The 23140-nt window shown below is 70.0% G+C and carries 21 protein-coding genes; 8 read left to right on the forward strand and 13 right to left on the reverse strand.

Annotation, left to right across the window (positions count from 1 at the left end; all coding sequences use genetic code 11):
* Positions 1-208 precede the first annotated feature (208 nt).
* A complete protein-coding gene (locus WMR31_RS10795) occupies positions 209-598 on the reverse strand; it encodes a VOC family protein (protein ID WP_340538825.1) in 390 nt (129 codons plus the stop codon).
* Between the two features lie 69 nt (positions 599-667).
* On the opposite strand from WMR31_RS10795, the gene WMR31_RS10800 reads away from it, so the two are divergent.
* Positions 668-1393, forward strand: a complete 726-nt coding sequence (locus WMR31_RS10800) for an SDR family NAD(P)-dependent oxidoreductase (RefSeq protein WP_340538826.1) — start codon at positions 668-670, stop codon at positions 1391-1393.
* Positions 1394-1434: 41 nt separating this feature from the next.
* Here WMR31_RS10800 and WMR31_RS10805 read toward each other — a convergent pair whose 3' ends face one another.
* From WMR31_RS10805 to WMR31_RS10855, 11 genes are all read right to left on the reverse strand, one after another.
* Positions 1435-2412: a hypothetical protein gene (locus WMR31_RS10805; protein WP_340538827.1), complete on the reverse strand. Its 978-nt coding sequence runs from the start codon at positions 2410-2412 to the stop codon at positions 1435-1437.
* On the reverse strand, positions 2409-3860 hold the full coding sequence (locus WMR31_RS10810; RefSeq protein ID WP_340538828.1) for a beta propeller repeat protein: 1452 nt from the start codon (positions 3858-3860) through the stop codon (positions 2409-2411). The genes WMR31_RS10805 and WMR31_RS10810 overlap by 4 nt, the downstream gene beginning before the upstream one ends.
* A gap of 175 nt (positions 3861-4035) precedes the next feature.
* Positions 4036-4887 carry a catechol 1,2-dioxygenase gene (catA, locus tag WMR31_RS10815; protein WP_340538829.1) on the reverse strand — a complete coding sequence of 284 codons (852 nt, stop codon included), beginning with the start codon at positions 4885-4887 and terminating at the stop codon, positions 4036-4038.
* 29 nt (positions 4888-4916) lie between these two features.
* On the reverse strand, positions 4917-6149 hold the full coding sequence (locus WMR31_RS10820; protein ID WP_340538830.1) for an NAD(P)/FAD-dependent oxidoreductase: 1233 nt from the start codon (positions 6147-6149) through the stop codon (positions 4917-4919).
* Positions 6146-6469, reverse strand: a complete 324-nt coding sequence (locus WMR31_RS10825; protein ID WP_340538831.1) for a 2Fe-2S iron-sulfur cluster-binding protein — start codon at positions 6467-6469, stop codon at positions 6146-6148. Before WMR31_RS10825 ends, WMR31_RS10820 begins: the two co-directional genes overlap by 4 nt.
* A gap of 34 nt (positions 6470-6503) precedes the next feature.
* Positions 6504-7988, reverse strand: coding sequence for a glutamine synthetase family protein (locus WMR31_RS10830; protein ID WP_340538832.1), 1485 nt, complete (start codon positions 7986-7988; stop codon positions 6504-6506).
* A gap of 37 nt (positions 7989-8025) precedes the next feature.
* A complete protein-coding gene (locus WMR31_RS10835) occupies positions 8026-8697 on the reverse strand; it encodes a type 1 glutamine amidotransferase (protein WP_340538833.1) in 672 nt (223 codons plus the stop codon).
* Positions 8694-8981, reverse strand: a complete 288-nt coding sequence (locus tag WMR31_RS10840; RefSeq protein ID WP_340538834.1) for a hypothetical protein — start codon at positions 8979-8981, stop codon at positions 8694-8696. The genes WMR31_RS10835 and WMR31_RS10840 overlap by 4 nt, the downstream gene beginning before the upstream one ends.
* A gap of 1 nt (position 8982) precedes the next feature.
* Complete coding sequence (locus WMR31_RS10845) at positions 8983-9591, reverse strand: aromatic-ring-hydroxylating dioxygenase subunit beta (RefSeq protein ID WP_340538835.1); 609 nt, start codon at positions 9589-9591, stop codon at positions 8983-8985.
* Positions 9588-10931 carry an aromatic ring-hydroxylating oxygenase subunit alpha gene (locus WMR31_RS10850; protein ID WP_340538836.1) on the reverse strand — a complete coding sequence of 448 codons (1344 nt, stop codon included), beginning with the start codon at positions 10929-10931 and terminating at the stop codon, positions 9588-9590. The genes WMR31_RS10845 and WMR31_RS10850 overlap by 4 nt, the downstream gene beginning before the upstream one ends.
* Before the next feature lie 447 nt (positions 10932-11378).
* Positions 11379-12143 (reverse strand): IclR family transcriptional regulator, encoded by a 765-nt coding sequence (locus tag WMR31_RS10855; RefSeq protein ID WP_340538837.1) that lies wholly within the window; start codon positions 12141-12143, stop codon positions 11379-11381.
* Positions 12144-12305: 162 nt separating this feature from the next.
* On the opposite strand from WMR31_RS10855, the gene WMR31_RS10860 reads away from it, so the two are divergent.
* The 6 genes from WMR31_RS10860 to WMR31_RS10885 all read left to right on the forward strand — a co-directional run bounded on the left by WMR31_RS10860 (position 12306) and on the right by WMR31_RS10885 (position 21751).
* Positions 12306-13490, forward strand: a complete 1185-nt coding sequence (locus WMR31_RS10860) for a M24 family metallopeptidase (RefSeq protein WP_340538838.1) — start codon at positions 12306-12308, stop codon at positions 13488-13490.
* Positions 13480-15294 carry a hydantoinase B/oxoprolinase family protein gene (locus WMR31_RS10865; protein WP_340538839.1) on the forward strand — a complete coding sequence of 605 codons (1815 nt, stop codon included), beginning with the start codon at positions 13480-13482 and terminating at the stop codon, positions 15292-15294. The genes WMR31_RS10860 and WMR31_RS10865 overlap by 11 nt, the downstream gene beginning before the upstream one ends.
* Positions 15295-15324: 30 nt before the next feature.
* Positions 15325-17424 carry a hydantoinase/oxoprolinase family protein gene (locus WMR31_RS10870; RefSeq protein WP_340538840.1) on the forward strand — a complete coding sequence of 700 codons (2100 nt, stop codon included), beginning with the start codon at positions 15325-15327 and terminating at the stop codon, positions 17422-17424.
* Between the two features lie 83 nt (positions 17425-17507).
* On the forward strand, positions 17508-18962 hold the full coding sequence (locus WMR31_RS10875) for a purine-cytosine permease family protein (RefSeq protein ID WP_340538841.1): 1455 nt from the start codon (positions 17508-17510) through the stop codon (positions 18960-18962).
* Positions 18963-19005: 43 nt separating this feature from the next.
* On the forward strand, positions 19006-19182 hold the full coding sequence (locus WMR31_RS10880; protein WP_340538842.1) for a hypothetical protein: 177 nt from the start codon (positions 19006-19008) through the stop codon (positions 19180-19182).
* 511 nt (positions 19183-19693) lie between these two features.
* Complete coding sequence (locus WMR31_RS10885) at positions 19694-21751, forward strand: hypothetical protein (protein ID WP_340538843.1); 2058 nt, start codon at positions 19694-19696, stop codon at positions 21749-21751.
* 166 nt (positions 21752-21917) lie between these two features.
* Here the strand turns inward: WMR31_RS10885 and WMR31_RS10890 are convergent, their stop codons facing one another.
* Positions 21918-22493: a dihydrofolate reductase family protein gene (locus WMR31_RS10890; protein ID WP_340538844.1), complete on the reverse strand. Its 576-nt coding sequence runs from the start codon at positions 22491-22493 to the stop codon at positions 21918-21920.
* Between the two features lie 63 nt (positions 22494-22556).
* Between WMR31_RS10890 and WMR31_RS10895 the strand changes: the two genes are divergently transcribed.
* On the forward strand, positions 22557-23132 hold the full coding sequence (locus tag WMR31_RS10895; RefSeq protein ID WP_445321626.1) for a TetR/AcrR family transcriptional regulator: 576 nt from the start codon (positions 22557-22559) through the stop codon (positions 23130-23132).
* Positions 23133-23140 lie beyond the last annotated feature (8 nt).

Raw genomic sequence — 23140 nt, forward strand, 5'->3', positions numbered from 1 at the left:
CCGCCGCGAAGCGGACGCCGAAGGCGATCCTTGACGGCGGGTGTCGGTCGACTACGCGCGCGGCCACCCCACCACCCGGCCGAATCGGCACCCATGCGCGCCGGCCCACCGACCACAATCGCGCAGTCAGCTGCCGGGGTTCAATCAGTCAACTGGCGCTCGCTGGCGCTCGCTTGCTCAACCTCCGGCGGCGGGCGGGTCTCGGCGCTCAGGTCGGATCGAACACGCAGAACTCGTTGCCTTCTGGATCTGCCAGCACGTCCCAGTTCACGTGTTCGTCGATCGCGTCGTGCCGAAGGGTCACCACCGTGGCGCCGAGCGCGAGAAGCGCGGCGGTGTCGCCCACGACGTCGAGGTGCATGCGGTTCTTGACCGTCTTCGGCTCTGGGACGGCGACGACCCAGATGAGCGGTCCGCGTCCCTGCGGATCCACGATCGGCACCGGCCACTCGGCTGGGCGCTCCCAGCGACTTCCGTCCTCGCCCAGTAGCGGCTCGAGATCGTCCTTGCGCCGGTATCCCATGGCTTGACACCACCAGTCGGCGAGTCGTTGGTGGTCGAGGGCGTCGAGGGCCAGATCCTTGAATGCCGCAGTCACCCGGACACCCTTCCGAAGCCCGTGGATCGGCGCAATGGCCCCCAAGGCTCGGTTACTAGTCTGGGAGACGTGACGCAACGCAGAGCTCTGGTGACCGGCGGTGGAACGGGGATCGGGCGGGCGGTGACGCGCGCGCTCGTGTCCGCGGGGTCTCGGGTGGTCATCGTGGGCCGACGGCGAGCGGTCCTGGACGATGTCGCCGACGAGCTGGGCGACGCCGTCGAGGTGCACACGGCCGACGTGACCGAACCGGAGGCGATCGAGACACTGGCTGCCGAGGTGAGCGGCAGCTTCGACGCCATCATCCACAACGCCGGCGGCACGACGCCGTCCTCCGGTGACTCGCTGGCCGCGATCGCCGAGGACTGGATGAGCGACTATCGGCTCAACGTGGTGTCGGCGGTCCTGCTCACCGAGGCCTTCCGGGACCGGATCGCGGCGCCCGGCGGGCGGATCGTGGCGATCAGCTCGGTCGCGGCGTTGCGCGGCGCGGGCTCCTACGGCGCGGCCAAGGGCGCGCTCAACGTGTGGGTCACCGACCTCGCCGCACAGCTCGCGCCGCAGGGAATCACCGTCAACGCTGTCGCGCCCGGGTTCGTGCCCGACACCGAATTCTGGGATGCGCGCCGTTCGCCCACCCTGGTCGAGGAGCGCACCGCGCGGATCCCGATGGGCCGTCCGGGCACGCCCGAGGAGGTGGCGACCCTGGTGGCCTACCTCGCATCGCAGGACGCCGGCTTCACCACCGGTCAGGTCATCGGCGTCCACGGCGGCACCGTCTTGGCCCGACTCTGAGGCACTCGACACCTCTGGGTGCCAGCGGCGGCTACCGGCCCTCAACCGGCCGGCAGCGGGATGGACGTGGTGTACGGGCCGCCTCCGGTCGGGGGCACGTCGTACCCGACCAGGCGCAGCTCGTCGCCGTCGACGATCCCGGACGTGAACGACTGCGTGCCGGGTCCTCTGGCGCGGTCGAGCTCGACGTCGACCTCGCTCCACCGCAACCCGTCGGGGGAGAACCAGACGGCCGCGTCGGTGTCTGCACTCGGGCCGGTGCTGCCGAGGGCGACGAATCCGTCCGGGACGGCGACCAGGTCGGAGACCTGCACGCGGCTCTCGGCCACTGGGCGACCGACCTGCCAGGTACGGCCGCCGTTTCGAGAGACCCACGAGGCCCAGCCCGGGTCGGGCTGGCCCGCGGAGGCCCACGTGGTGCCCGCGAGCACGATCGTCCTGCCCCGCGCCGCCTGCACCGAGACCGAGGCCCCATAGGCCCCGCGAGGCTTGGGCAGAGTCGTGGAGAGAGGAAGAGTGCTGAGGGAGGCGTCGCCACGCCAGATCACCGGGATCGCTCCCCGGCCTGCTGGGGTGCGCGAGCCGCCGAGAACGAATCCGCCTCGGGTGACGCTGACGCTGTTCATCGAGATGTCCCCATCGAGTGGAGCACGGTAGTCGCGGTATCTCGTCCCCTCGCCTTGCTGCTCGACGTCGGCGGCACCTGCCGAGATCAGCGGTGCCCAGAACTCGCCGTCGGAGGTGGAGCGAAGCGGATGAACCTCGCTCTCGCCGTCGCTGTAGCCGCCTGCTGGCATCGCGATCGCCTGGGGGCCGACGCCCACGTCGTTCGGGAAGAGGCTGCCGTACCCCGACTCTCCGCGGTTGGCGAAGGCTTCGGACTTGACCTGCTTCCAGCCCTGTTTGCGGGTCTCGACCCATGCGATCGCGTCATCGCCGAGTGGCTTGTTCGCCGACCCCACGATCAGCACGCGGCCGTCGGCCAGTAGGTCCGCCCCTGTCACATTGATCGAGCTCACGGTGTCGTTGCGCCCGGTGAGTCCCTGCGGTGTCCAGCTCTCCAAGTCGGCGCTGCGCCAGAGGCCGGGCTGAGGCCCACGGTGCCGACAGCGGTCCAGCCGCGATCGGTCCGCAGGATCTCGGTCACGTAGATGTGGGGTCGGCCGCCAGTCACCTCTGCGGGTAGCCGAACCGGGGTGGCGCGCCCGCGCTCAACCCGCCAGATCGCGGGTTCGGTCGAACCGCTGGCGTCGGTGATCCCGACCAGGATGGCGCGTCTGCCCACCGCAGCACCGGCCGTGATCAGCTGCCTCCCGCGCGCGGTGAGACCGGGATGGCGTAGGGCGGCCAGGTCGGCGAACGTGCCGCCGGTGGCGATCCGAGCATCCTCGGCTCCCTCGGTCGTGCGTCCCCCGTAGACCCAGCCACCCGATACGCCGATCAGGGCGCCGGGATGGTCGGCCGCCGAGGTCGAGAGCGGGGCAGCGGTGATCTTCTCCCATGCTCCGCCGGTGGCCCGCAGCACCACGGCGTCCCAGGTCTTGCCGGTGCCGTCGCCACTGGCGGTCAGGTAGAGCTCGCCGCCATTGAGCACGAAGTCGTCTGCGTAGGCCCGGTAGTCACCGGCGAGGTCCGCAGGGGTGGAGTCGGTGGTGAACGAGCGGCCCCCATTGCGCGAGCGCCAGATCACGATGCGGTTGGGCTGGTCGGCGATCGCGTTGTTCTCTACCCCGCCGGCGATGATCAGGTCGCCGCGGTAGTAGGTGACGTCGACCGCCGAGGGTTCGCCGACGACGTCGTCGATCCCGCGAGTGGTCAGGTCGACGCGCTTCCACTGCGCTCCGTTCCGGCTGGTCCACATGATCACCCGGTCGTGAGCTGCGCCGGCCGCGGCCTCGTTGCCACCGATCAGCACGAACCGGCCGTCGACGTAGCGCACCCGCTCCACCCAGTCGGCGGCCTTGAAGACGGCTCGATCCGCCTTCTGGCGGGCCCAGGAGACTCCGTCTGGACTGCTCCAGATCACTGGACCCTCGTTGTCGTTCCCGGTGGCGACGAACCCGTTCCGGCTCCTGGCGACGCTCGTGGCCGATTCGCTCGTCGTCATCTCCCGCGCCGGGTCCGTCACCTCCGACCGCGTCCAGGTGTCGCCGCCGTCGGTGCTCAACACGAACAACGGCCGCGACGTGTTGTCGGCGAACTCACCGCCGACCGCCACGAGCGTCTGCCCGCGGGCGACGACGTCGCTCAACGCTTGGGTGGTCTGGTCGCCGACCCGCACGCCCTTGGCCAGCTGACGTCGGGTCGGCGCCGGGAAGTCCACCTCGCCGCCGCCCCCGGAGCCCTCGTCGGTCGCCGGGTCCGACGGGGCGCCGCTCGGCGGACCTTCGTCCGAGTCGCCGCCGCTGCACGCCCCGGCCAGCATCGCCGCCGCAACCAGACACCCCACCAGACCCGCACGCCGCATGTTTCCTCCCGAGAAGCCGCACCGCTGACAGCGATGCTAGGCGTCCGGGCCGGATCGCCGGGTCCGTTATCCACAGGGCAACGGAGTCATCGAGTCGTGTTCAGATCGCCTCGAGCTCGAAGAACAGGTACCCCGGCAGATACCCGCGTCCGTCCCGGGCGGCCGGGGCTCGGGCTCAGCGCTCCGGGTCGAGCACGAAGCCGTAGTCGACGGTGACCGAGCCGTCGTCCTGGGGCTTGGGGTCCAAGAGCAGCTCAGGCTTGACGGCCGAGGCGATGTCGTCGTCGTTGTGGGCGTCGCCGGGGAAGTAGAGCTGGGCGGTGAGCAACTCGTGGCCGGGCGCCGAGACCTTCACGTGCAGGTGCGCCGGGCGCCAGGCGTGCCAGCCGGCGGCGGCGATGAGCTTGCCGCAGGAGCCGTCGGTCGGGATCTGGTACGGCGCGGGCTGGATCGTGTGGATCTCGAAGCGGCCCTGGTCGTCGGTGCGGAAGTTGCCGCGCAGGTTCCACTCGGGGATGCCGGGTGCGAACTGAGAGTAGAAGCCGTCGGCGTCGGCGTGCCAGAGCTCGACGAGCGCGCCGGCCAGCGGCGACCCGTCGACGGAGGTGACGGCGCCGGTCCACACCAGCGGGGTCCCGGCCTCGCCCTCGCGCATCTCGATCGTGCCCACGGAGCCCAGCTCGGGCGCACCCGGGACGTAGTAGGGCCCCTCGATGGTGCCCTTGCTCCCCTCGCGGTGCTCGGTGGCGACCTCCTCGACGACGTGCTCGAGCCACACGTCGAGGAACAGCGGCCACTCGCCGTCGTGCCCGACGTTGATCAGCCATGCCTTCAGGGCGTTGTACTCGTCATAGCTGACCTTCTCCTCGCGGACGGTCTGCTGCAGGGCCTCGATCACCTTGCGGGCCAGCCGGTCGACCCGCTCGGGCGAGGTGTCGGCGACCGCGGCGAACGGGGACTTGTCGGAGTGGAAGCGCTCGGTGGCACTGGCGCCGGAGGCGGCTGCGGTGGCGGTGTCGGTACTCATGGGTGGGTCCTCTCGGTCGTGAGTGGGATTCAGGCGGGTACGGGTTCCGAGATCAACGACCGCAGCGGCACCTCGCTGTCGATCGCGGCACGGGGGTCGATCGTGGCGCCCTTGGCCAGGGCGCTCTTGACGGCGTTGAAGTCGCGCGGGTTGTCGGCGACGTCGGCAGCGATCAGCCGGCCCCGGCGGTAGTAGAGGACCGTCAGCCGCTCCCCTCCGCCCCGGACGACGCGCTCGTCGTGGCCGTCGGAGATGCCGGCCAGCTGCAGCTTCAGCTCGCCCTGGTTCGACCAGAACCACGGGACGCCGCGCGGCGCCGGCTCCTGCCCGAGCAGCACGGACGCCGCGGCCGTGGCCTGCTCGACGGCGTTGTTGACCGACTCGACGCCGAGCAGTCGGTCGGGCTCGTGCGGGTGCGGCTGCACCGCGCAGTCGCCGATCGCCACCACCCGCGGATGGCTGGTCCGGCCGTGCTCGTCGGCGACGATGCCGCGCTCGACCGACAGGCCGAGGGCGCGGGCCAGGTCGCAGGCGGGCACCGCACCGATGCCGGTCACCACCACGTCGGCAGGCAGCGTCGTGCCGTCGGCCAGGGTGACGCCGGTGACGCCGTCCGGTCCTCCGGTTAGGCCGCTCACCGCGGCACCGGTGAGGATCGTGGTGCCCTGCGCCTCGTGCCAGGCACGGACGTGGGCCGAGAACGGCTCCGACACCACGCGCGCCAGCAGCCGGTCGGCCGCCTCGACGACGGTGACCCGGCGCCCCTGTGCCCGAGCGGTCGCGGCGACCTCGAGTCCGATGAAGCCGCCGCCGACCACCACGACGTCGGTGGCTCCGGCGAGGCCGGCCCGCAGCGCCTCGGCGTCGGCGACCGTGCGCAGGCCGAGCACGCCGGGGAGGTCGCCGCCGGGCACCGGAAGCGTCCGCGACGTAGCGCCGGTGGCCAGCGCCAGCGCGTCGAAGGCGACCTCGCTGCCGTCGTCGAGGCGTAGGGTCCCGCCCTCGTCGCCGAGGGTCGCCTCGACCACCGTGCGCCCGGCGCGCAGGTCGATCCCCACCCCGTCGAGATAGGACCGCTCGCGCAGGTCGAGCTCCTCGGCCGGCGTGGTGCCGGCGAGGAAGCCCTTCGACAGCGGCGGGCGCTGGTAGGGCAGACCGGGCTCGGCGCCGATCAGCACGACCGGCCCGTCGTGGCCCAGCGAGCGCAGCGATGTCGCGAGCTGCACTCCCGCCTGACCGGCACCGACGATGGCGATCCTCACTGCTGCTCCTTGGCGATCTGTACCCGCAGGCCGTCGAGCTCGTCGGTCATCCGGATCTGGCACGACAGCCGGCTGAGCTCGGTCGGCGGGGTGACGGCGTCCTCGAGCATCTCCTCCTCGAAGTCGGTGGCCGGGCCGGTGAGGTCGATCTGCTCGACGTCGACGAAGACGTGGCAGGTGGCGCACGACAGTCCGCCGCCGCACTCACCGACGATGCCTGGCACTCCGTGCTTGACGGCGGTCTCCATCACCGACGCGCCCAGTCGCGCCTCCACGTCGCGGCGGCTCCCGTCGGGGCAGGTGTACTCGATGGTGGGCATGTCAGCTCCTTGGTGGGTGCGGTCAGGGGTGCGGTCAGAACAGGTCGAAGTACTCGCGGTGCTCCCAGTCGGTGACCCCGTTGACGTAGGCGGTCTCGTCGGGGTTCGCCTCGACCCAGGCCTGGTGCCGGGTCACCTCGCTGCGCTTCATCGCGACCAGGTAGTCGACGAAGTCGTCACCGAAGGCCTTGCGGTAGAAGGCGTCCTCGGCCAGGGCGTCGACGGCCTCGGCGAGCGAGGTCGGCAGCTGGGGCACATCGGCGGCGTACGGGTCGTCGCTGATCGGACCGGGGTCGGTGCGGTTGGCGATGCCGTCGAGCCCCGCGGCGGCCTGGGCGGCGATGTAGAGGTAGGGGTTCGCGGCGGAGTCGCCGACCCGGTTCTCCACGTGCGAGGCGACGTCGCCGGGCGCGCTGATGACCCGCATCATCGCCGCGCGGTTGTCGTGTCCCCAGGTGAGCCGGTCCGGCGCGAGCGAGTAGGGACGACGCCGGCGGTAGCCGTTGACGGTCGGGGTGGTGAACACCGACGCCGCGACGCCGTGGGCCAAGGTGCCGCCGACGTAGTGGCGGCCGACCTCGGAGAGGATCTCGCCGTCGCCCGGCACCATGAGGTTGGTGCCCTCGTGGTCGACCAGTGAGGTGTGCAGGTGCCAGCCGTTGGCGTAGAAGCCGGCGATCGCGGGAGTGCACATGAACGAGGCGTGGTGGCCGTGCCTCCGGGCGACCTGCTTGGTGGTGGTCCGGAAGAGCGCGGCGGAGTCGGCGGCGGCGAGTCCCTCGAGGATGTCGAAGGTGGTCTCGACCTGGCTGGGGGCCCACTCGTCGTCGAAGGAGCGCAGCGGCAGGCCCATCGCGAGCAGCGCGTCGCGGATCGGGGCGAGGATCGGATCGATCTCGTCGAGGTGCTCGACCAGCAGGTAGCTGTAGCCGCGTGCGACCGGGGCGACGGTCGGCGGGTCGGCCGGGGTGCCCGGCGCTCCCAGGGAGACTCCGGTGAGGTTGTCCTCGAGCAGCTTGGTGAGGTACCACTCCATCTCGACGCCGGCGATCAGCTTCATGCCGGCGTCGTCGAGCTCGGCGAGGGTCCGCTTGAGGATCGAGCGCGGCGCGAGCGGGAACGGCCGGCCGTCGGCCAGGTAGAGGTCGCACATCACCAGCGCGGTCTTCTCCAGCCACGGCAGCACGGTGAAGGTGCCCGGGTCGGGGACCATCTTCACGTTCGGGCTGCCGCCCAGGCCGTCGACGGTGAAGCCGCCGTCGGGGGTGAAGGGGTTGAACACGATGGCGTTGGCGGGGTCGAAGAAGAACGGCGCCATGGTGATCTCGTTGCCGGCCGCGAGCGCTGCTTCGTAGGCGTCGGCGGTCAGCGCCTTGCCCCGCAGCAGGCCGTGCTGGTCGGGCCAGACGAGGCGGACGATCTCGATTCCCTGCTGCTCGATGAGCTTGAGCGACTGCTCGGCGGCGGCGGCCTGGTCGTCGGTGTAGAGGTCGTACTGCTCGATGAACTTCGCGGACATGATGTTCTCCTGTGGGTGGGGCCCGAGTGGGTGGGTGTCAGCCGTGGGCCGGAAGGCCGGCCAGCCAGCTGTCGAGCAGGCGTTGGGAAGGAGTGGGGGAGGCTTCGGGGGCCGCGACGTCGGCGCGCAGGGCGGCGACGTCGACGCCGAAGCGGGCGAGCTTGTCGGCCTCGAAGGCCAGGACGGCGTCGAACCCCGCGGCGTCGAGCTCGGGGTGGAACTGCACGGCGAGCGCGCTGCCGTAGCGCCAGGCCTGGAGGTAGCGCTCGCTCTTGGCGAGCAGCTCCGCGCCGGCCGGCGCCTCCATCGAGTCGGAGTGGAAGGAGAAGTAGCGACCCGACGGCACCGCGTCCGACGTCGAGGACACCTCGATCACGCCACTCTCCAGGCCGTGCTCGCCCGCGTGGGCGCGGCCACCGGTGGCCTCGGCGAGCAGTTGGGACCCGAGGCAGATGGCGAGCACCGGCAGGTTGCGCTCGACGGCGTCGCGCAGGGCGGCGACCTCGGGCCGGAAGTGGTCACGATCAGCGTGCGCGCTCTGCGGGCCGCCGAGCACGACCCACGCGGCGTGATCGCCTGCGTCGGGCAGCTCGCCGAGGTGGGCGCGGTAGATCACCAGGTCCCGGCCGGCGAGCCCCGCCCGTTCGCGCAGCACCGCGATCGACGGATCGGGCACGTGGCTCAGGACCGCGATCGAGGAGGCGGTCATGGCTGCGGCCTCGGCTCGATCGGGGTGCGCCACGGAGCCCAGTGGTCGACGCCGGCCAGCGCGGCGAGCAGCTCCTCGATCTGCTGTCGGTCCACCGCGACCCAGTCGCCGCCCGGCTCGAGCTGGTAGGGCGTGAAGTCCCACGGCGTCAGGTCGCGCGCGGTGCGGACCAGGGGCCGCAGCGAGGCGAGGTCACGTTCGAGACGTCGCACGCGCGAGCGCAGCAGCACCAGCTCACGCTCGAGCGCCTCGACCCCTCGATCGGTGTCAGCATCGGCGGACACGTCAGAACACCAGCGTCAGGTTCTCGTGGTACTGCTCGGAGTCGAGCAGGTTGGCCATCTTGAGCCGGATCCGCCAGCCGTCGGCTGCCGCCGCGTCCGGGACGAGCACGTGGCCGTACCACCCGGCGTAGGTCTTGGTGACCCCCGCCCGGAACTCGTGGACGACGAAGTTCGACCGCACCAGACGGCGTCCCTCGGTGTCACGGATCGTCTCGATGTTCGTGAGGAGACGCCTGGTCCGCGAAGCCGGGATCTGGCTGTAGGCCAGGCCGGTGCGCAGCCAGTAGACGCGGTCGGTGAGCCGGCGGTGATCGTCGAAGGCGTGGCTCACCTCGCGACGCGGGTCGCCGCCGCCGGCGACCACCGGCACCCAGTACAGGCCGTCGCCGGCGAAGAGCTCCAGCCAGTCGTTGAAGCGGCCGTCGTCGATCAGCCGCGCCTCCTGGGCGAGGAAGGACTGGGCCGCATGCCATTCCTCGACGTCGGCAGCGGGCCAGTCGTCGGCGAGGATCTCGCGGAAGGCGGCCAGCTCGTCGTACCACTCGTCGTCGACGTGGAAGGAGTGCGCGGTCGTGTCGCGGTACTGCTGGGGCAGGGCGGAGAGCCTCATCGGATCTCCTCCCGCATCCGGCGCAGCCATTCGTCGTAGTAGCTGCGCATGTGCAGCTCGTCGGTCACGGCGGTGACGATCACGCCGTCCTCGTCCAGCGACTGCCACTCGGTGACGTCGAGCCCGCGGTTCATGAAGATCCACTCAGCCTCGGGCGCGGCCAGCCCCCGCTGGGCCTCCTCGAAGTTCGCCTGGTCGTCGGGCTCGCCGAACGCCGGGAAGTCCTCCTGGGTGCGCATGCGCAGGGTGTTGACCTCCTCCGGGACGCCGCCGATACGGGTGGCGTGCCAGGTCAGCTGGGTGCGGTCGACGGCCAGCGGCTCGACCACCTGGACCTGGTTCCCGATCAGCAGGAGGTTGGGGAAGATGCTCAGGTTGATCTGGGCACCGATGGCCAGGTCGAGCAGCTCCTCGGCGTCCTCGCCGTGCCGCTCGCGGATCGCGGCCTCGAAGGCCTCGCGTCCCGGCTGCGGGCGCTGGTTGGCCCAGAACCCGCCGGCCTCCTCGCCGTGGGCGGGACGCTGGTCGATGACGCTGTGCCCGTTGCCGAGGGAGTAGGACAGCATCGGTCCGTCGTCGGGGGTGCGTCCGAAGTAGGACATGTCCTTGGTCTCGCCCATCCGCGAGGCCATCTCCAGCAGCGAGCGGTGCGAGAACGACGGGTGGTAGCCGTCGCCGGCGTTGTCGTAGGCGAGCTTCCAGTTGCCGCGGAACCCCATCCGGTAGGCGGCGGCGTCGACCAGCACCTCCCCGTCGGGCGCGCGGTCGACCCAGTAGTCGAGCCAGGGCCGGGCGTGACCGAGCCATTCCTCGACCGAGGGTGCGTCGGCGTTCATGGTGCCGAAGATGAAGCCGCGGTAGCTCTCCACCTTGGTCACGCGGGTCAGGCCGAACTCGGACTTGTCCATCTCGCCGTAGCCCTGCGGCCACGGGACGCCGACGAGCTCGCCGGTGTTGCGGAAGGTCCACCCGTGGTAGGGGCACTGGAAGCTCTTCGCGGTGCCCGACTCCTCACGGCAGACCGTGGCCGCGCGGTGGGCACAGCGGTTGAAGATCGCGTGCAGCGCGCCCTTCCGGTCGCGGGTGACGAGCACCGGCCGCAGGCCCATCCGCACCGAGCGGAACGTGTTCGGCTCCGGCACCTGCGACTCGTGTGCGAGATACACCCAGGACTCGCCGCCGAACACCTTCACCATCTCCTCGGCGAAGATGTCGGGCTCGGTGTACAGGGTGCGGTGCACCCGGTCGGCCTCGACGAGTCCGCCCCACCGGTCGGACGGCGTGCCGTCCTGGGTGGCGCGGCCGTCCTCGGCCGTGGGTCGTTGCTGCTGAACGGTCATCACGTGCCTCGCTCTGATCGCAGGTCGATGCGCAGCGGTCGGAGGCTCACCTGAGGTTCGCTAGGTCCGCAAGGATCTGCGTCCGTCTCCACCGCGGTGCGGGTGGCGGCACGTTAATGACGGCGCGCGTCCCCAGACCACGGCGGACGCGCCCGATTCCGGTGAGGCGAATTCCCGACGTCTCCCGTCCGGAGGTTGAGCAAGCGAGCGCCGGAGGTTGAGCAAGCGAGCGCCGGAGGTTGAGCAAGCGAGCGCCAGCGAGCGCTGACGAAACCCCGTTGACCCTCGCTGCCAGCGTCTCCGAGGTCGGTTGCGAGGTTTCGTCGGCGCTGTCGGGCTCGTTCCTCGCCCGCCAGCTTGCTCAACCTCCGAGTGGTTGCGTGGCTTTGCGGCGTCCCGGGCTCGTTCCTCGCCCGCCAACTTACTCAACCTCCGAGTGGGGGCTAGTCACGACGACGGAGTCGCGAGCGCCTCCTCGGTCTGCTCCACTGCGTAGCGCAGCGCCTCGACGTAGTCGGGCACCTTGGCGCGATCGAAGCGCGAGCTCGGGATCGCGAGGGAGATCGCGAAGATCGGGCGGCCGAGGGAGTCCTTCGAGCAGACCGCGACGCCGTCGACGCCCTGGGCGGACTCCTCGATGCTCAGCGCGTAGCCCCGGGTGCGGACAGCGTGCAGATGCCGCTTGAGCGAGGTCATGCTGGTGATCCGCGACGCCCGCGCCGGCGGGAGGCCGTCGACGAAGACCTCCTCGAGCTGCTTGCCGTTGAGCTCGGAGAGCAGTGCCTTCCCGGCGGCCGAGGCGTAGGCCGGCACCCGGTCCCACCGGTCGGTCGCGACATGGGACGGCGTGGGCCCGGCGACGCCGTCGACCCATCGCAGCAGCGGACCCTGGCGCACCCACACGTGCACGGTCTCCTCGACAGCCTGGCTGAGCCGATCGATGACCGGGTGCACCAGCGTGCGGAACTCGCCGACGTCGCGACCGCGGACCTGCTCGGGGTGCATCTCGGGTCCGAGGCGGTACTGCCGGTCGCGGTCCTGGACGGCGAAGCCGTCGAAGCACAGGGCGCTCAGCAGGCGATGTGCCGTGGACGGTGCGACGTCGAGCAGCTCGGCGGCCTCCTTCACCCCGAGCACCCGGCCGTCGCGCAGCTCCTTGAGCAGGACCAGGCCACGGTGGATCGACTCGATGGGTGGTGTGGAATTCGCCACACCGGAAAACATAGCGCCGTTCGTTCTCGGCATGAGCGGTCCAGGCATACCTTCACCGAACCTCGGCGCCACGGGTTCGATCATCTCCACGATCCACCTCCGATGGCGCCCACGGCCGGGACCCGGCCGTCACCCAGACCTGCTCTCCGGAAGAGGTTTCCCATGTCCCAGTCCCACGACGAGCGCGATCGGCGGTGGGCCGCCCTCGACAAGACGATGGCCGAGCACGACCTCGACGCCCTCGTCTTCGCGGCCAACGACTATCGCGGCCACAAGGGCTCCCTGCGGTACGTCGCCGACTACAACCTGTGCCACAAGTACGGCAACGCCGTGCTCCTGCGGGGCCGCGAACCGTCCCTGGTCCTCTCCGGGAGCCTGGTCAGCGCCCGCAAGCCGGCCTCGGGCTGGGTGAGTGACTACCGGTTCCCGCAGACCACCGCCGCCGGCCTGGTCGAGGCGCTCAAGGAGTCCGACCGATTGGAGAAGGTCGGGATCATCGGGATGGGGCAGGTGCTGAAGGTCAACGAGTACCTCGCCTTGACCGAGGCCTTTCCCGGATGTGCCTTCGTCGACTTCACCAAGGAGTTCGAGAAGGTCCGCGCCGTGAAGAGCCCCTACGAGCTCGCCGGTGCCGAGGAGTCGGCCTACATCCTCGACCAGTGCTTCCACCGGCTGCTGGAGATCGCCCGGGTCGGGATCACCGAGCGCGAGATCGCCGCCGAGATGCACCGCGTCGGACACCTGCACGGCGGGGAGGACCCGATCTTCCTCTCCATGCACACCGACGCCCAGAACGAGCACTCCCAGTCGACGTTCGACAGCCCGCGCGACCGGGTCCTCGGCACCCACGACGTGCACACCTTCTCCTTCGAGATGATCGGGCCGCGCGGCTACTGGACCGAGCTGGCCCGGATGGTCACCTTCGCCGTGCCCGACGACGTCACCACCCGGATGGCGCGGTCGGTGGCCGACGGGATCGGCGACGGCGCCGGCGCGATGGTGCCCGGGGCCACGCCCGGCGACATCCAGCGCACGGTCCTCGCCGGCGTCGAGCGGCACGGCGCCTCGACGTCGTACTGGTCGGGACACTCACTCGGACTCGACGTGATCGAGGACCCGATGATCGGGCTCGACGTCGTCGAGGACCCCGAGCAGTCCGGCGACAACGTCATCGAGGAGGGCATGGTCGTGACCCTGCACCCGATGGTCCAAGACGACGGCGGTCGCGGCAGCGGCTACATGTCCGACACTTTCATCGTGGAGTCCTCCGGAAGCCGGAAGCTGTCCGAGCACCCGACCGGTCTCCACCGCATCGCCCGAGGAGAGGTCTCGATCCATGACCACTGAGCAGCTGACCAAGCCCGCCACCGAGTCATCGACGGCGCCGGGCGCCGCGCCGGTGCCGGTCCCCGACGACATCGACCCGATCACCGCCTCGGTGCTCCAGCGCCGGATCGACTCGGTGACCAAGGAGATGGCGACGATGCTCATGCGCTCGTCGCGCTCCCCGATCTTCAACGAGATCGGCGACCTGGTCACCGTCATCTTCGACCGCAACGGCAACACCCTCGCCCAGGCCGAGTTCGCCGCGATCATCGCCTTCGGTGCGCACCCGTCGCTGGAGTACATCATCGAGTACTACGGCGACGACATCCACGAGGGCGACGTCATCATCCACAACGACGTCTACCACGGCGGCAACCAGAACGCCGACACCGGCATCTTCCTGCCGATCTTCGCCGAGGGCCGGCTGATCGGCTGGACCGCGGCCAAGGGCCACCTCGCCGACATCGGCGGCATGACCGCCGGCGGCTACAACCCCAACGCCCGCGACATCTGGCAGGAGGCGCTGCGCATTCCGCCGGTCAAGCTGGTCGAGAAGGGCGTCCCGCGCAAGGACGTGTGGGACCTGCTGGCCGCCAACATCCGGTTCGGGTTCGTGATGGAGGACATCCGCGCCATGGTCGGCTGCTGCACCGTCGGTGCGCGCCGCGTGGTCGAGGTGGTCGAGCGCTACGGCCTCGACAGCTACGAGGCCCACTGGCGCTACATCCTCGACAGCTCCCGGCGCCAGGTCGAGGCCGAGGTCGGACGCTGGCCCGACGGGCGCTACCACGGCGAGAGCTTCATGACCTCCGACGGCGTGGACCCGACCAAGAAGTACAAGATCGCGGTCGACATCGAGATCGCGGGCAGCGACATCACCTTCGACTTCTCTGGCTCCGACGACCAGTCGCCGGGCATCTGCAACATGCCCCCGGCGGCGGCCAAGGGCGCCGTCCGCATCGCGTTCCTCATGCTCATGGCCAGCGGGGGCATCCGGATCCCCACGAACCAGGGCCTCTTCGCGCCGATCGAGACCAGGTTCCGCAAGGGCTCGATCGTCGACCCCGAGTTCCCGGCCGCGACCATCTACGGCAACCAGCTGTGCGACGAGGTGGTCGAGGCGATCATGCTCGCGCTCGCCGACGCCCTCCCCGACCGGGTGTGCGCGGGCTGGAACAAGTACATGTGCACCGCGACCAACGGCCTCGACCCGCGCACCGGCGAGCCCTTCGCGGCGTTCACCGTCTTCCAGCGCACCGGTCCCGGCGGCGTCCAGGGTCAGGACGGATGGGACGCGCTCGGCTTCACCGGCACCGCCGGCCAGATGCGCTACCCCGACCCGGAGATGCTCGAGATCACCACGCCGCACTTCCTCGAGTACAACGAGTACCTGCCCGACTCCGCCGGCTCCGGCGAGTTCCGCGGCGGTTACGGCACCCGTTCGGCCTGGCGCACCTACGGCGAGGGCCAGATCGGCGTCACGCTCGCCGACAACATGGCGCACGAAGGTGCCTTCCCGGCCCGCGGCCTGTTCGGCGGCAAGGACTCCGGCCTCAACGAGCTGCGGGTCGAGTATCCCGACGGCGCCGGCCAGGACTGGGGCTCCAAGGAGATCATCGAGCAGCCGGTCGGCACCCGGGTGATCTCCAACGCCGGCGGCGGAGCCGGTTACGGCGACCCGCTGCGTCGACCGGTCGAGAAGGTGCTGGCCGAGATCCGCGACGGCCTGCTCTCTCCTGAGAAGGCGCGCGCCGACTACGGCGTCGTCCTCACCGCCGACGGCCGGTCCGTCGACGAAGCCCAGACCGCGGCGCTCCGCGCCTGACCACTTCCTTCACAGCCAAGGACTCACACCATGAGCATCCGTATCGGAATCGACGTCGGCGGCACGTTCACCGACTTCCTCGTGATCTACCCCGACGGCAGCCGCCGCATCCACAAGACCAGCTCGGTGCCCTCGGACCCGCCGCAGGCGGTCCTCAACGGCCTGCGCGAGCTGGCCGACCTCGAAGGCACCTCCGTCGAGGAGTTCACCGACCGGATCGGCCTGATCGTCCACGGCACCACCGTCACCACCAACGCGTTGCTCACGCGCCGCGGCCCCAAGACCGCGATGCTGGTGACAGAGGGCTTCCGTGACGTCCTCCCCATGCGGCACGGCACCCGCGAGGACGGTTACGACAACCTGCTGGCCATGCCCGAGCCGCTCGCCCCCCGGCACCTACGCCTGCCGGTCGAAGGCCGGATGGACTACCAGGGGAGCGAGATCACCCCCCTGGACGAGAACGGCGTCCGCGCCGCGGCGGAGACGATGCGGGAGGAGGGCGTGCAGTCGGTCGCCATCTCCTTCATGCACTCGCACGCCAACGCCGGCCATGAGCGCCGGGCGGCGGAGATCCTCGCCGAGGTGATGGGCGAGGACGTCTACCTCACCGAGTCGGCCGAGCTGCTCGGTCAGGCGCGCTACTACGAGCGCTCCAGCGCGGCGGTGCTCAACTCCTACGCCGGCCCGATCATCTCCTCCTACCTCACCACGCTCACCGGCCTCCTCGAGGAGGTGCGCTTCGGCGGCCTGCTTCTGATGATGCAGTCCAACGGCGGGGTCGCGACGCCGTCCGAGCTCGCCCGCAGAGCGGCGCTCTCTCTACTCTCTGGACCGGCGTCGGGCCCGACGGCCGGGCTGCTCGTCACCGCCGAGCACGGCTGGGACTCCTGCCTCACCGTCGACATGGGCGGCACCAGCTTCGACGCTGCCGCCGTCAAGGGCGGCAAGCCGCTGGTCATGACCGACGGCAGCATCGATCGCTGGTCGCTCGCACTGCCCTCGGTCGACATCCACACCATCGGTGCCGGCGGCGGTTCGATCGCGTCGGTCGACGAGGGCGGCCTGCTCAGCGTCGGCCCGCAGAGTGCGGGCGCCGTGCCCGGCCCGGCCTGCTACGGCCGGGGCGGTGATCGGGCGACCACCACCGACGCCGACGTCGTGCTCGGCTATCTCGATCCCGACAGCTTCCTCAACGGGCAGATGGCGCTGGACAAGAAGGCGTCGGAGGAGGCGATCCGGCGTGACGTCGCCGAGCCACTCGGGCTGAGCGTGCTGGAGGCCGCCGCCGGCATCTACGAGCTGGTCAACGTCTCGATGGCCTCCGGCGTCCGCGACATCACGGTGCGCCGCGGCCTGGACCCGCGCGACTTCCCGATCGTCGTGGCCGGCGGCGCCGGTCCGGTGCACGCGGCCGCGATCGCCGGCGAGCTCGACATCCCGGTCCTGATCACGCCCCGCGACTCCTCGATCTTCTGCGCGGCCGGAATGCTGGTCTGCGACTTCAAGCACGACTACGTGCAGAGCGCCAACGACCGGCTCGACGCGCTCGACCTCGCCGCGCTGGTCGGCACGTGGAAGACGATGGCCGAGGAGGGCCGCGAGACCCTGCGCGGGGAAGGAGTCGGCGACGACGCGATCACCTTCGAGCCCTCGCTCGACCTGCGCTACAAGGGCCAGTGGTACGAGCTCAACATCCCGCTCGACGCGGGCATGCTCGGCACGCCAGACGTCGCCGCGATCGCCGAGGCCTTCCACGCCGAGCACGAGCTCCTCTTCGGCTACCACAGCGACGAGATGCCGATCGACGTCCTCAACATCCGGCTCTCCGCGGTGGGACGCACCTCCGACGAGCGGATCGACCTCAGCTCCGAGGTCGCCGTCGACAAGCCGGAGCGGCCCGCACGGCGCGAGATCTGGTCGCCGCAGCGCAAGGCGATGGTCGAGGTCGACGTGCACCAGGGCACCGCGATGGGACCGAACACCCAGATCAGCGGGCCCGCGGTGATCGAGCTCGGGACGACGACGATCGTGGTGCTCGACCAGTACGACTGCGTCGTCGACCGCAGCGGTTCCTTCGTGATGTACCTGCGCGACCGCGCCGAGGAGATCCGGGCCCGCCTGAACCTCTGATCGACCCCTCACTCTCGGGCCGCACCACCGGCCCGGCGCACCGGGCGCCGGGCCGGGCTCACTCACCCGTCAGGAGTTCCGTCATGCCCGAAAACACCTCAGCGCGGCCAGATCTGCGGGCCGTCATCGAGGACAACGCCCTTCAATCGGTGCCGTCCGAGCAACGTCAGAGCGGCTGGAAGCTCTTCGCCAACACCGCGGGCGTCGGGTCGACGCTCGTCGTGCTGGGCGTGGGTGCCGCCGTCACCTTCACCGCCGGCACCAAGTGGGGACTCGTCGTCGCGCTGATCGCCGCCGTGTTCGGCTCCACCATCGGATGGGGCGTCGGCCGCGTCTGCCAGGTGGCCGGGACGTCGTCGACGGTGACGTCGCGCTTCTTCGGGCTCGGCTCGCGCGGGTCGGCGGTGGCCTCACTGGTCTTCGCCTTCATGATCCTCGGCTTCCTCGCCCTGGAGAATGCGCTGCTCTACTACGGCACCATCTTCATGTTCGGCTGGGAACCGACGACCGCGAACAAGATCGGCATCTACGCCGTGCTGACCATCGCCTGGATCGTCCTGACCACCTTCGGCCTCGGCCTTGTGCAGAAGGTCTCGCTGCTTCTGACGGTCCTGTGCGGGATCCTGTTCGTGGTCGTCACGTTCGTCGCGCTCGACAAGTCCGCCGTGACCCTGGGCGACATCTGGGCCTACAGCCCGCCCGACGTCGGCTTCACCGAGATCACCGCGGCCCTCTCTATCATCGCCGGGATCGCCGGCGCCCTCGCCCTGGTGGGCGCCGACTTCAGCCGCTACGCCCGCACCTCCTCGGACGTCAAGATCCTCGCGGTGGGCGGTGCGATCGTCGTCAACATCGTGGTGGTCGCGATCGGCACGATCGTGTTCCAGGCCGGCAACCTCGTGGTCGCCGAGCACCTGGCCGACCCGGCGAACGCCGACCAGGCCGCCAGCCAGGCCGGCGCCACGATCGCCGACAAGATCGCGTTCATGTCGTCGGCCAACCCCGGTGCCTACTTCATCGTGCTCTCGGGCTTCCTGGGCTTCCTGGTGATGTACGCCGCCCAGGCCAAGGCCCAGGTGCTCAACACCTACTCCGGCTCGCTGGCGCTGAGCAACCTCTCCGACGCGCTCACCGGCCGCAGCCCGGGGCGCCTGGTGATGGTCGTCCTGGGCAACGTGATCGCCCTGCTGGCCATCTGGGGCGACATCCTGGACCGGATCAACTCCTTCCTCGGTCTCCTCGGCATCCTCACCACGGCCCTGTGCGCGCTGATGATCGCCGACTTCTTCGTGGTGCGCCGCGGCTCGACCGGCTCGATCGGACGGGTCGAGCAGTTCAACTGGGCCGGGATCATCGCGATGCTCGGCTCCTCCGCGCTGGCCTACTGGCTCCAGGACTCCGGTCGCACCAACCTGGGCTTCCTCATCGCGCTGGTGCTGTGCCCGCTGGTCTACGTCCTGCTGCGCTCCACCGTGCTGCCCGAGGGGAAGGGCACACGCACCGTGGAGGCGAGTGTGGCCTTGGAGTTGGCCGAGTAGGTACCAATCCGGGCGTCAGCACCGGGCGAGACTGGGGTCTCGCATGGTGTTGAGCCTCGCGACGTCGCGACTGATCGTGGGCTACGGACTCGTCGAGACCTGCAGCGGGCCCGACCTCCTCGTCGGAGAGGACGCCCTGTTCGTCCTCGACCGCATGGACCTGCGACCTGCCCGTGGACTGATCGGCCTTCAGTCTCCGCACCACTCAGGGTCCGGGTGAGGTAGGTCGCCAGCCTTCCTGGGCGGAGTGGAGTCGAGGAGCCTCGCGACGCGCGAGGCGCTCCAACCGAAGGCCACGTCGTCGAGGCCGTACTCGGAGGAGCCTGGTTCCGCGACGGCGGCGGCAGCTGCTGTCCGTGTGCGGACCGAACCCTCGACTTCGCCGACCCCGACCATCGCGTTGTCGTAGGGCAACACGCCGGATCCGGCATGGGCAGGATGAGTCGGAAGGCCGCCCCCCCGAGAGGCCCGAGCACCGAGCACGTGTCGAGCAGCAGGATCCGCACCAGCCGAACGATAGGGAAGCGATGCTCTCGTCGGCCCGCGCGAAAGTGGTCCAACTCTTGAGGTCCGCTGTTCTCTCCCGTTGGGGCCTAGCCGCCGTTAGGATCGGCGATCCCCGCCTCCCGCACTGTCGGCCAGGCTTCGTCTCTTACGGCATGGAGCACCAGATGGCGTCAGTGTTGAGGGTCCTCGCTTCTCTCGTGGCTACCGTCCTTGTTGCTGCGGCCATGCCAGTGACGTCTGCGCACGCCGTCGGCTCCGCGACCGTCTACGGGAACGTCGGCGTTCCCGACGTCAGGATCTTTTTCTACGAGGTCGGCACCGGTTCGGCGTCGTTCGAGGCCAGGAGCCGATCGGACGGGTCCTACTCCGTGGACGGCGTGGAGCCGGGTGACTACGAGATCTTCGTCAACGCGTTGTCGCCCTATGTCCCGGCCTGGATCGGTGGCGACGAGCAGCGCGAGAGCGCTCGAACGGTCCACGTGGGTGAGGAGGCGACCGTCGAGGCATCGGCCGCGCTGGCTCGCGGCGGCCGGCTGGAAGGCACGGTGACCGAAGCAGGAGTCGCGAAGGCGGGGGTCACCGTCGGTGTGCTCAGGTGGATCGGCGGCGCATGGCTCTCGACCGGCGCGAGCGTGCTCACCTCGTCCGACGGAAGCTACAGCTATCAGCTGACCACCCGGATGCCCGTCAAGCTCTACGCACTCGCCGGGCAGCCCGGCACGTCGGCCGGCCAATTCCGGTACTTCCACGGTGACGGCTACAGCGCCGAGACGGCGCCGTCGGTCCAACCTGGCGCCGACGTGACGGCGACCGGCGTCGATGTCGACATTCCCGCGGTCGGCATGCTCACCGGTCGCGTCGTCAACGGCTTCGGTGGCCCGTTGGCCGGCAACGTCAAGGCGTGGGTGCTCCACCAGGGACAGCCCGTCGCCCTCGAGACGAGCTGGGAAGACACCGTCACGACGTATACCGAGCCCTACACTCTCGCGGTCCCAGCCGATGTCGAGGTCACGGTCGCGGGAACCGCCCAAGGCTTCGCCACCTCGTGGATGCCCTCGGCTGCGACCCCCGAGGACGCGGTCTACCAGACCGTTGCCGCCGGCGAGACGAGCAGCGGCAACGACGTCGAGGTCAGCGGCGGTCACGGCATTCGTGGCCTCCTGCACGAAGGATGGAGCGATGGCGAACAGCGAGGGGTCGGCGGCGTGCGGATCACTGCCTGGTCCGGCGAGACCTTGATGAGTTCCACGGTCTCCGACGCCAGCGGCGCCTACCGGCTCCCCGGGCTCGGCGCGATCGAGGTCGCGCCGCGTGTCCACATCAAGATCGAGCGTGAGGGACTGCGAACCGCCTGGCTGGTCGGGAACGGCGCAGTTCGCACCACGCGCCCGGCTGCCGGCACCGGCTGGAACAGCCTCCTAGGTCAGGACAACTACGGCGTCGACGCGAAGGTCGAGTTCCTACCCGATCACGAGCTGGCCGTGCGCGAGGAGGCGAGCCTGGTCAACGACGTGCTGGGCAAACCGGTCACCATCAGGATTCCGAGATACAACGTCGTTCCCGATCGGATCGAGGCACTGATGCGAGGAAGCGATGGGTCCTGGCACAGGCTTGACGACATCAAGACCACGGGCGACGTCGCAGCGCTCACCGGTGCGGATTGGTCACAACCGTGGTACGGAGACCTGCGCCTGACGGCGGTCAAGGCCAACTACAAGAGCGTCGCGAGCCACCTGTCCGTACCGATCACCCGGTTCGAGGCCACCTCCCGACCGCTGACCAGCGGCCGGGCGGTCGCCGGACAGATCCTGACCCACACCCCGGCCTCCTACAACGCCGAACCGGACCACATCGACAACACCTGGCGGCGCGACGGTCGATCCGTCGGCAGCGCGCGACGCTATCGACTTTCGACGGCGGACGTCGGGCGGAAGGTGTGGTTCCAGGCGCTGGCCAGCTACGGGACGGCCCGCACCACGACGCGAAGCCGAGCGGTGACCGTCAAGGCCCTGAGCGCTCTTGACGGAATCCGCACGGTCAAGGCGAGGAGCGTCGTGGTCTCCGCGCGACTCTCGACGCCCGGTGCTCCGGCGCCCGGCGGGTCGATCACCGTGATCGTCGACGGCGCTAGGACCAAGACGGTCGCCGTTCGAGGCGACGGACGGGCGACAAAGGTCAGGGTGGCTCTCGCCCAGGGCCGGCACCGGATCCGCCTCGTGTACTCGGGATCTCCGATCGCGACCCGAGCTGCCACGCGGCTGCCGAGCGTCAACCTCGGCTAGTCGGCTGTCCGAGACGTGGCACGCGAAACGAAGGAGCCGCGATGGAGTTCGCCGAGCTCGTTCAGGGTGACGAAGTGCGGTGTCTCATCGAACTCTCCATTCCCGAGAAGTCCGAGCATCCGACCGTTCGCGAGCGATAGTCAAGACCCACCGCATCGTGTGGTGCTCACGCGCGGGGGAGGGAGGCGTACTCCTCGATCACGACCCCCGACTCGAACGATCGAGCGCCGGTCAGCGCGAAGACCCGTGGCTCATAGGGCGCATCGCCGAAGAGCGGGATGCCCGATCCGAAGACGACCGGATTGCGCTTGAGAACGAGGCGATCGATCTCCGGGAGAAGCGCGCCCGCGAGCTCGCCGCCGCCACAGAGCCAGATGTCGAGGCCGTCGTCCTGCTTCAAGGTGCGCACGGCGTCTCGTGGGTCCACGACCGGGGTGATGGCGGCATCGACGTCGCGGGGGTGCCTGCTGGCCACGAACTGGTGTAGGTGCGGATAGGGGCTCGCGATGCCGGCGTCGAGGGCGGGCTGGAGTGTGCGCCACCCCATGATCACGGTGTCGAATCGTGTCCCCGGTGGCTCGATGCCCAGCGCGGCGTGTGCGTGGGCGGGCAGTGCGTCGGCGTACTCGCCGAACACGACCGAGGCGTGGTCGCCCTCGACGAGGAAGGCATCGAAGCCACCCGCCGGATCGGCGATGTAGCCGTCGAGGCTGACGGCGACGTAGTAGACGAGTTCTCGCATGACCTACTCCAATCACGACAGATGTCGTAGTTAAAGTACAGCAGGTGTCGTGGTTTGGGTAGCATGCGGTGCGTGGTCCGCAACGACGAACGACGCTCCGCCCTCGCCGACGCCGGGATCCGGGTGCTCGCCGAGGAGGGGGCGCGTGGTCTGACCCACCGCGCGGTCGACGCTGCGGCCAGGACCCCGCGCGGCACGGCGTCCAACTACTTCCCGTCCCGCGACGACCTCATCTCGGCGTTGGTCGACCGGATCGGCGAGCGGCTCACGCCCGAGCTCGGCGCCGCCCCGGCCGCCGGCGCAACAGCGCCGGACAAGGCGCTCTTCGCCGCCTACCTACGCGACGTCGTCGTCCGGCTCGGCGCCGATCCGCACGTGGCTCTCGCGTTGTTCGAGCTTCGACTCGAGGCAGCCCGCCGCCCGGCCGTCGCTGCAGCACTCGGCACGTGGCGTCAGCGCGCCTTCGAGGACGACGTCGCCTTCAATGATCGCGCCGGACTTCCCGGCGGGCGCACCGAACTCGCCCTGCTCCACTACGCCATCGACGGCCTCATGCTCGACCGCCTGACCGTTCCCCTTGACACCGGACTGTCGACCGACGCGGCAGTCGACGAGCTCGTCGAGCGCATTCTTCGCTGATCGCCGCA

Source organism: Nocardioides epinepheli, assembly GCF_037936805.1.
Lineage (GTDB): Bacteria > Actinomycetota > Actinomycetes > Propionibacteriales > Nocardioidaceae > Nocardioides.

Coding starts and splice junctions, on each gene's coding strand:
- WMR31_RS10845 (WP_340538835.1), bottom strand. CDS start 9,591: ATGAGGCTCTCCGCCCTGCCCCAGCAGTACCGCGACACGACCGCGCAC.
- WMR31_RS10860 (WP_340538838.1), top strand. CDS start 12,306: ATGTCCCAGTCCCACGACGAGCGCGATCGGCGGTGGGCCGCCCTCGAC.
- WMR31_RS10830 (WP_340538832.1), bottom strand. CDS start 7,988: ATGTCCGCGAAGTTCATCGAGCAGTACGACCTCTACACCGACGACCAG.
- WMR31_RS10895 (WP_445321626.1), top strand. CDS start 22,557: ATGCGGTGCGTGGTCCGCAACGACGAACGACGCTCCGCCCTCGCCGAC.
- catA (WP_340538829.1), bottom strand. CDS start 4,887: ATGAGTACCGACACCGCCACCGCAGCCGCCTCCGGCGCCAGTGCCACC.
- WMR31_RS10835 (WP_340538833.1), bottom strand. CDS start 8,697: ATGACCGCCTCCTCGATCGCGGTCCTGAGCCACGTGCCCGATCCGTCG.
- WMR31_RS10810 (WP_340538828.1), bottom strand. CDS start 3,860: ATGCGGCGTGCGGGTCTGGTGGGGTGTCTGGTTGCGGCGGCGATGCTG.
- WMR31_RS10880 (WP_340538842.1), top strand. CDS start 19,006: ATGGTGTTGAGCCTCGCGACGTCGCGACTGATCGTGGGCTACGGACTC.
- WMR31_RS10865 (WP_340538839.1), top strand. CDS start 13,480: ATGACCACTGAGCAGCTGACCAAGCCCGCCACCGAGTCATCGACGGCG.
- WMR31_RS10825 (WP_340538831.1), bottom strand. CDS start 6,469: ATGCCCACCATCGAGTACACCTGCCCCGACGGGAGCCGCCGCGACGTG.
- WMR31_RS10890 (WP_340538844.1), bottom strand. CDS start 22,493: ATGCGAGAACTCGTCTACTACGTCGCCGTCAGCCTCGACGGCTACATC.
- WMR31_RS10875 (WP_340538841.1), top strand. CDS start 17,508: ATGCCCGAAAACACCTCAGCGCGGCCAGATCTGCGGGCCGTCATCGAG.
- WMR31_RS10870 (WP_340538840.1), top strand. CDS start 15,325: ATGAGCATCCGTATCGGAATCGACGTCGGCGGCACGTTCACCGACTTC.
- WMR31_RS10885 (WP_340538843.1), top strand. CDS start 19,694: ATGCCAGTGACGTCTGCGCACGCCGTCGGCTCCGCGACCGTCTACGGG.
- WMR31_RS10850 (WP_340538836.1), bottom strand. CDS start 10,931: ATGACCGTTCAGCAGCAACGACCCACGGCCGAGGACGGCCGCGCCACC.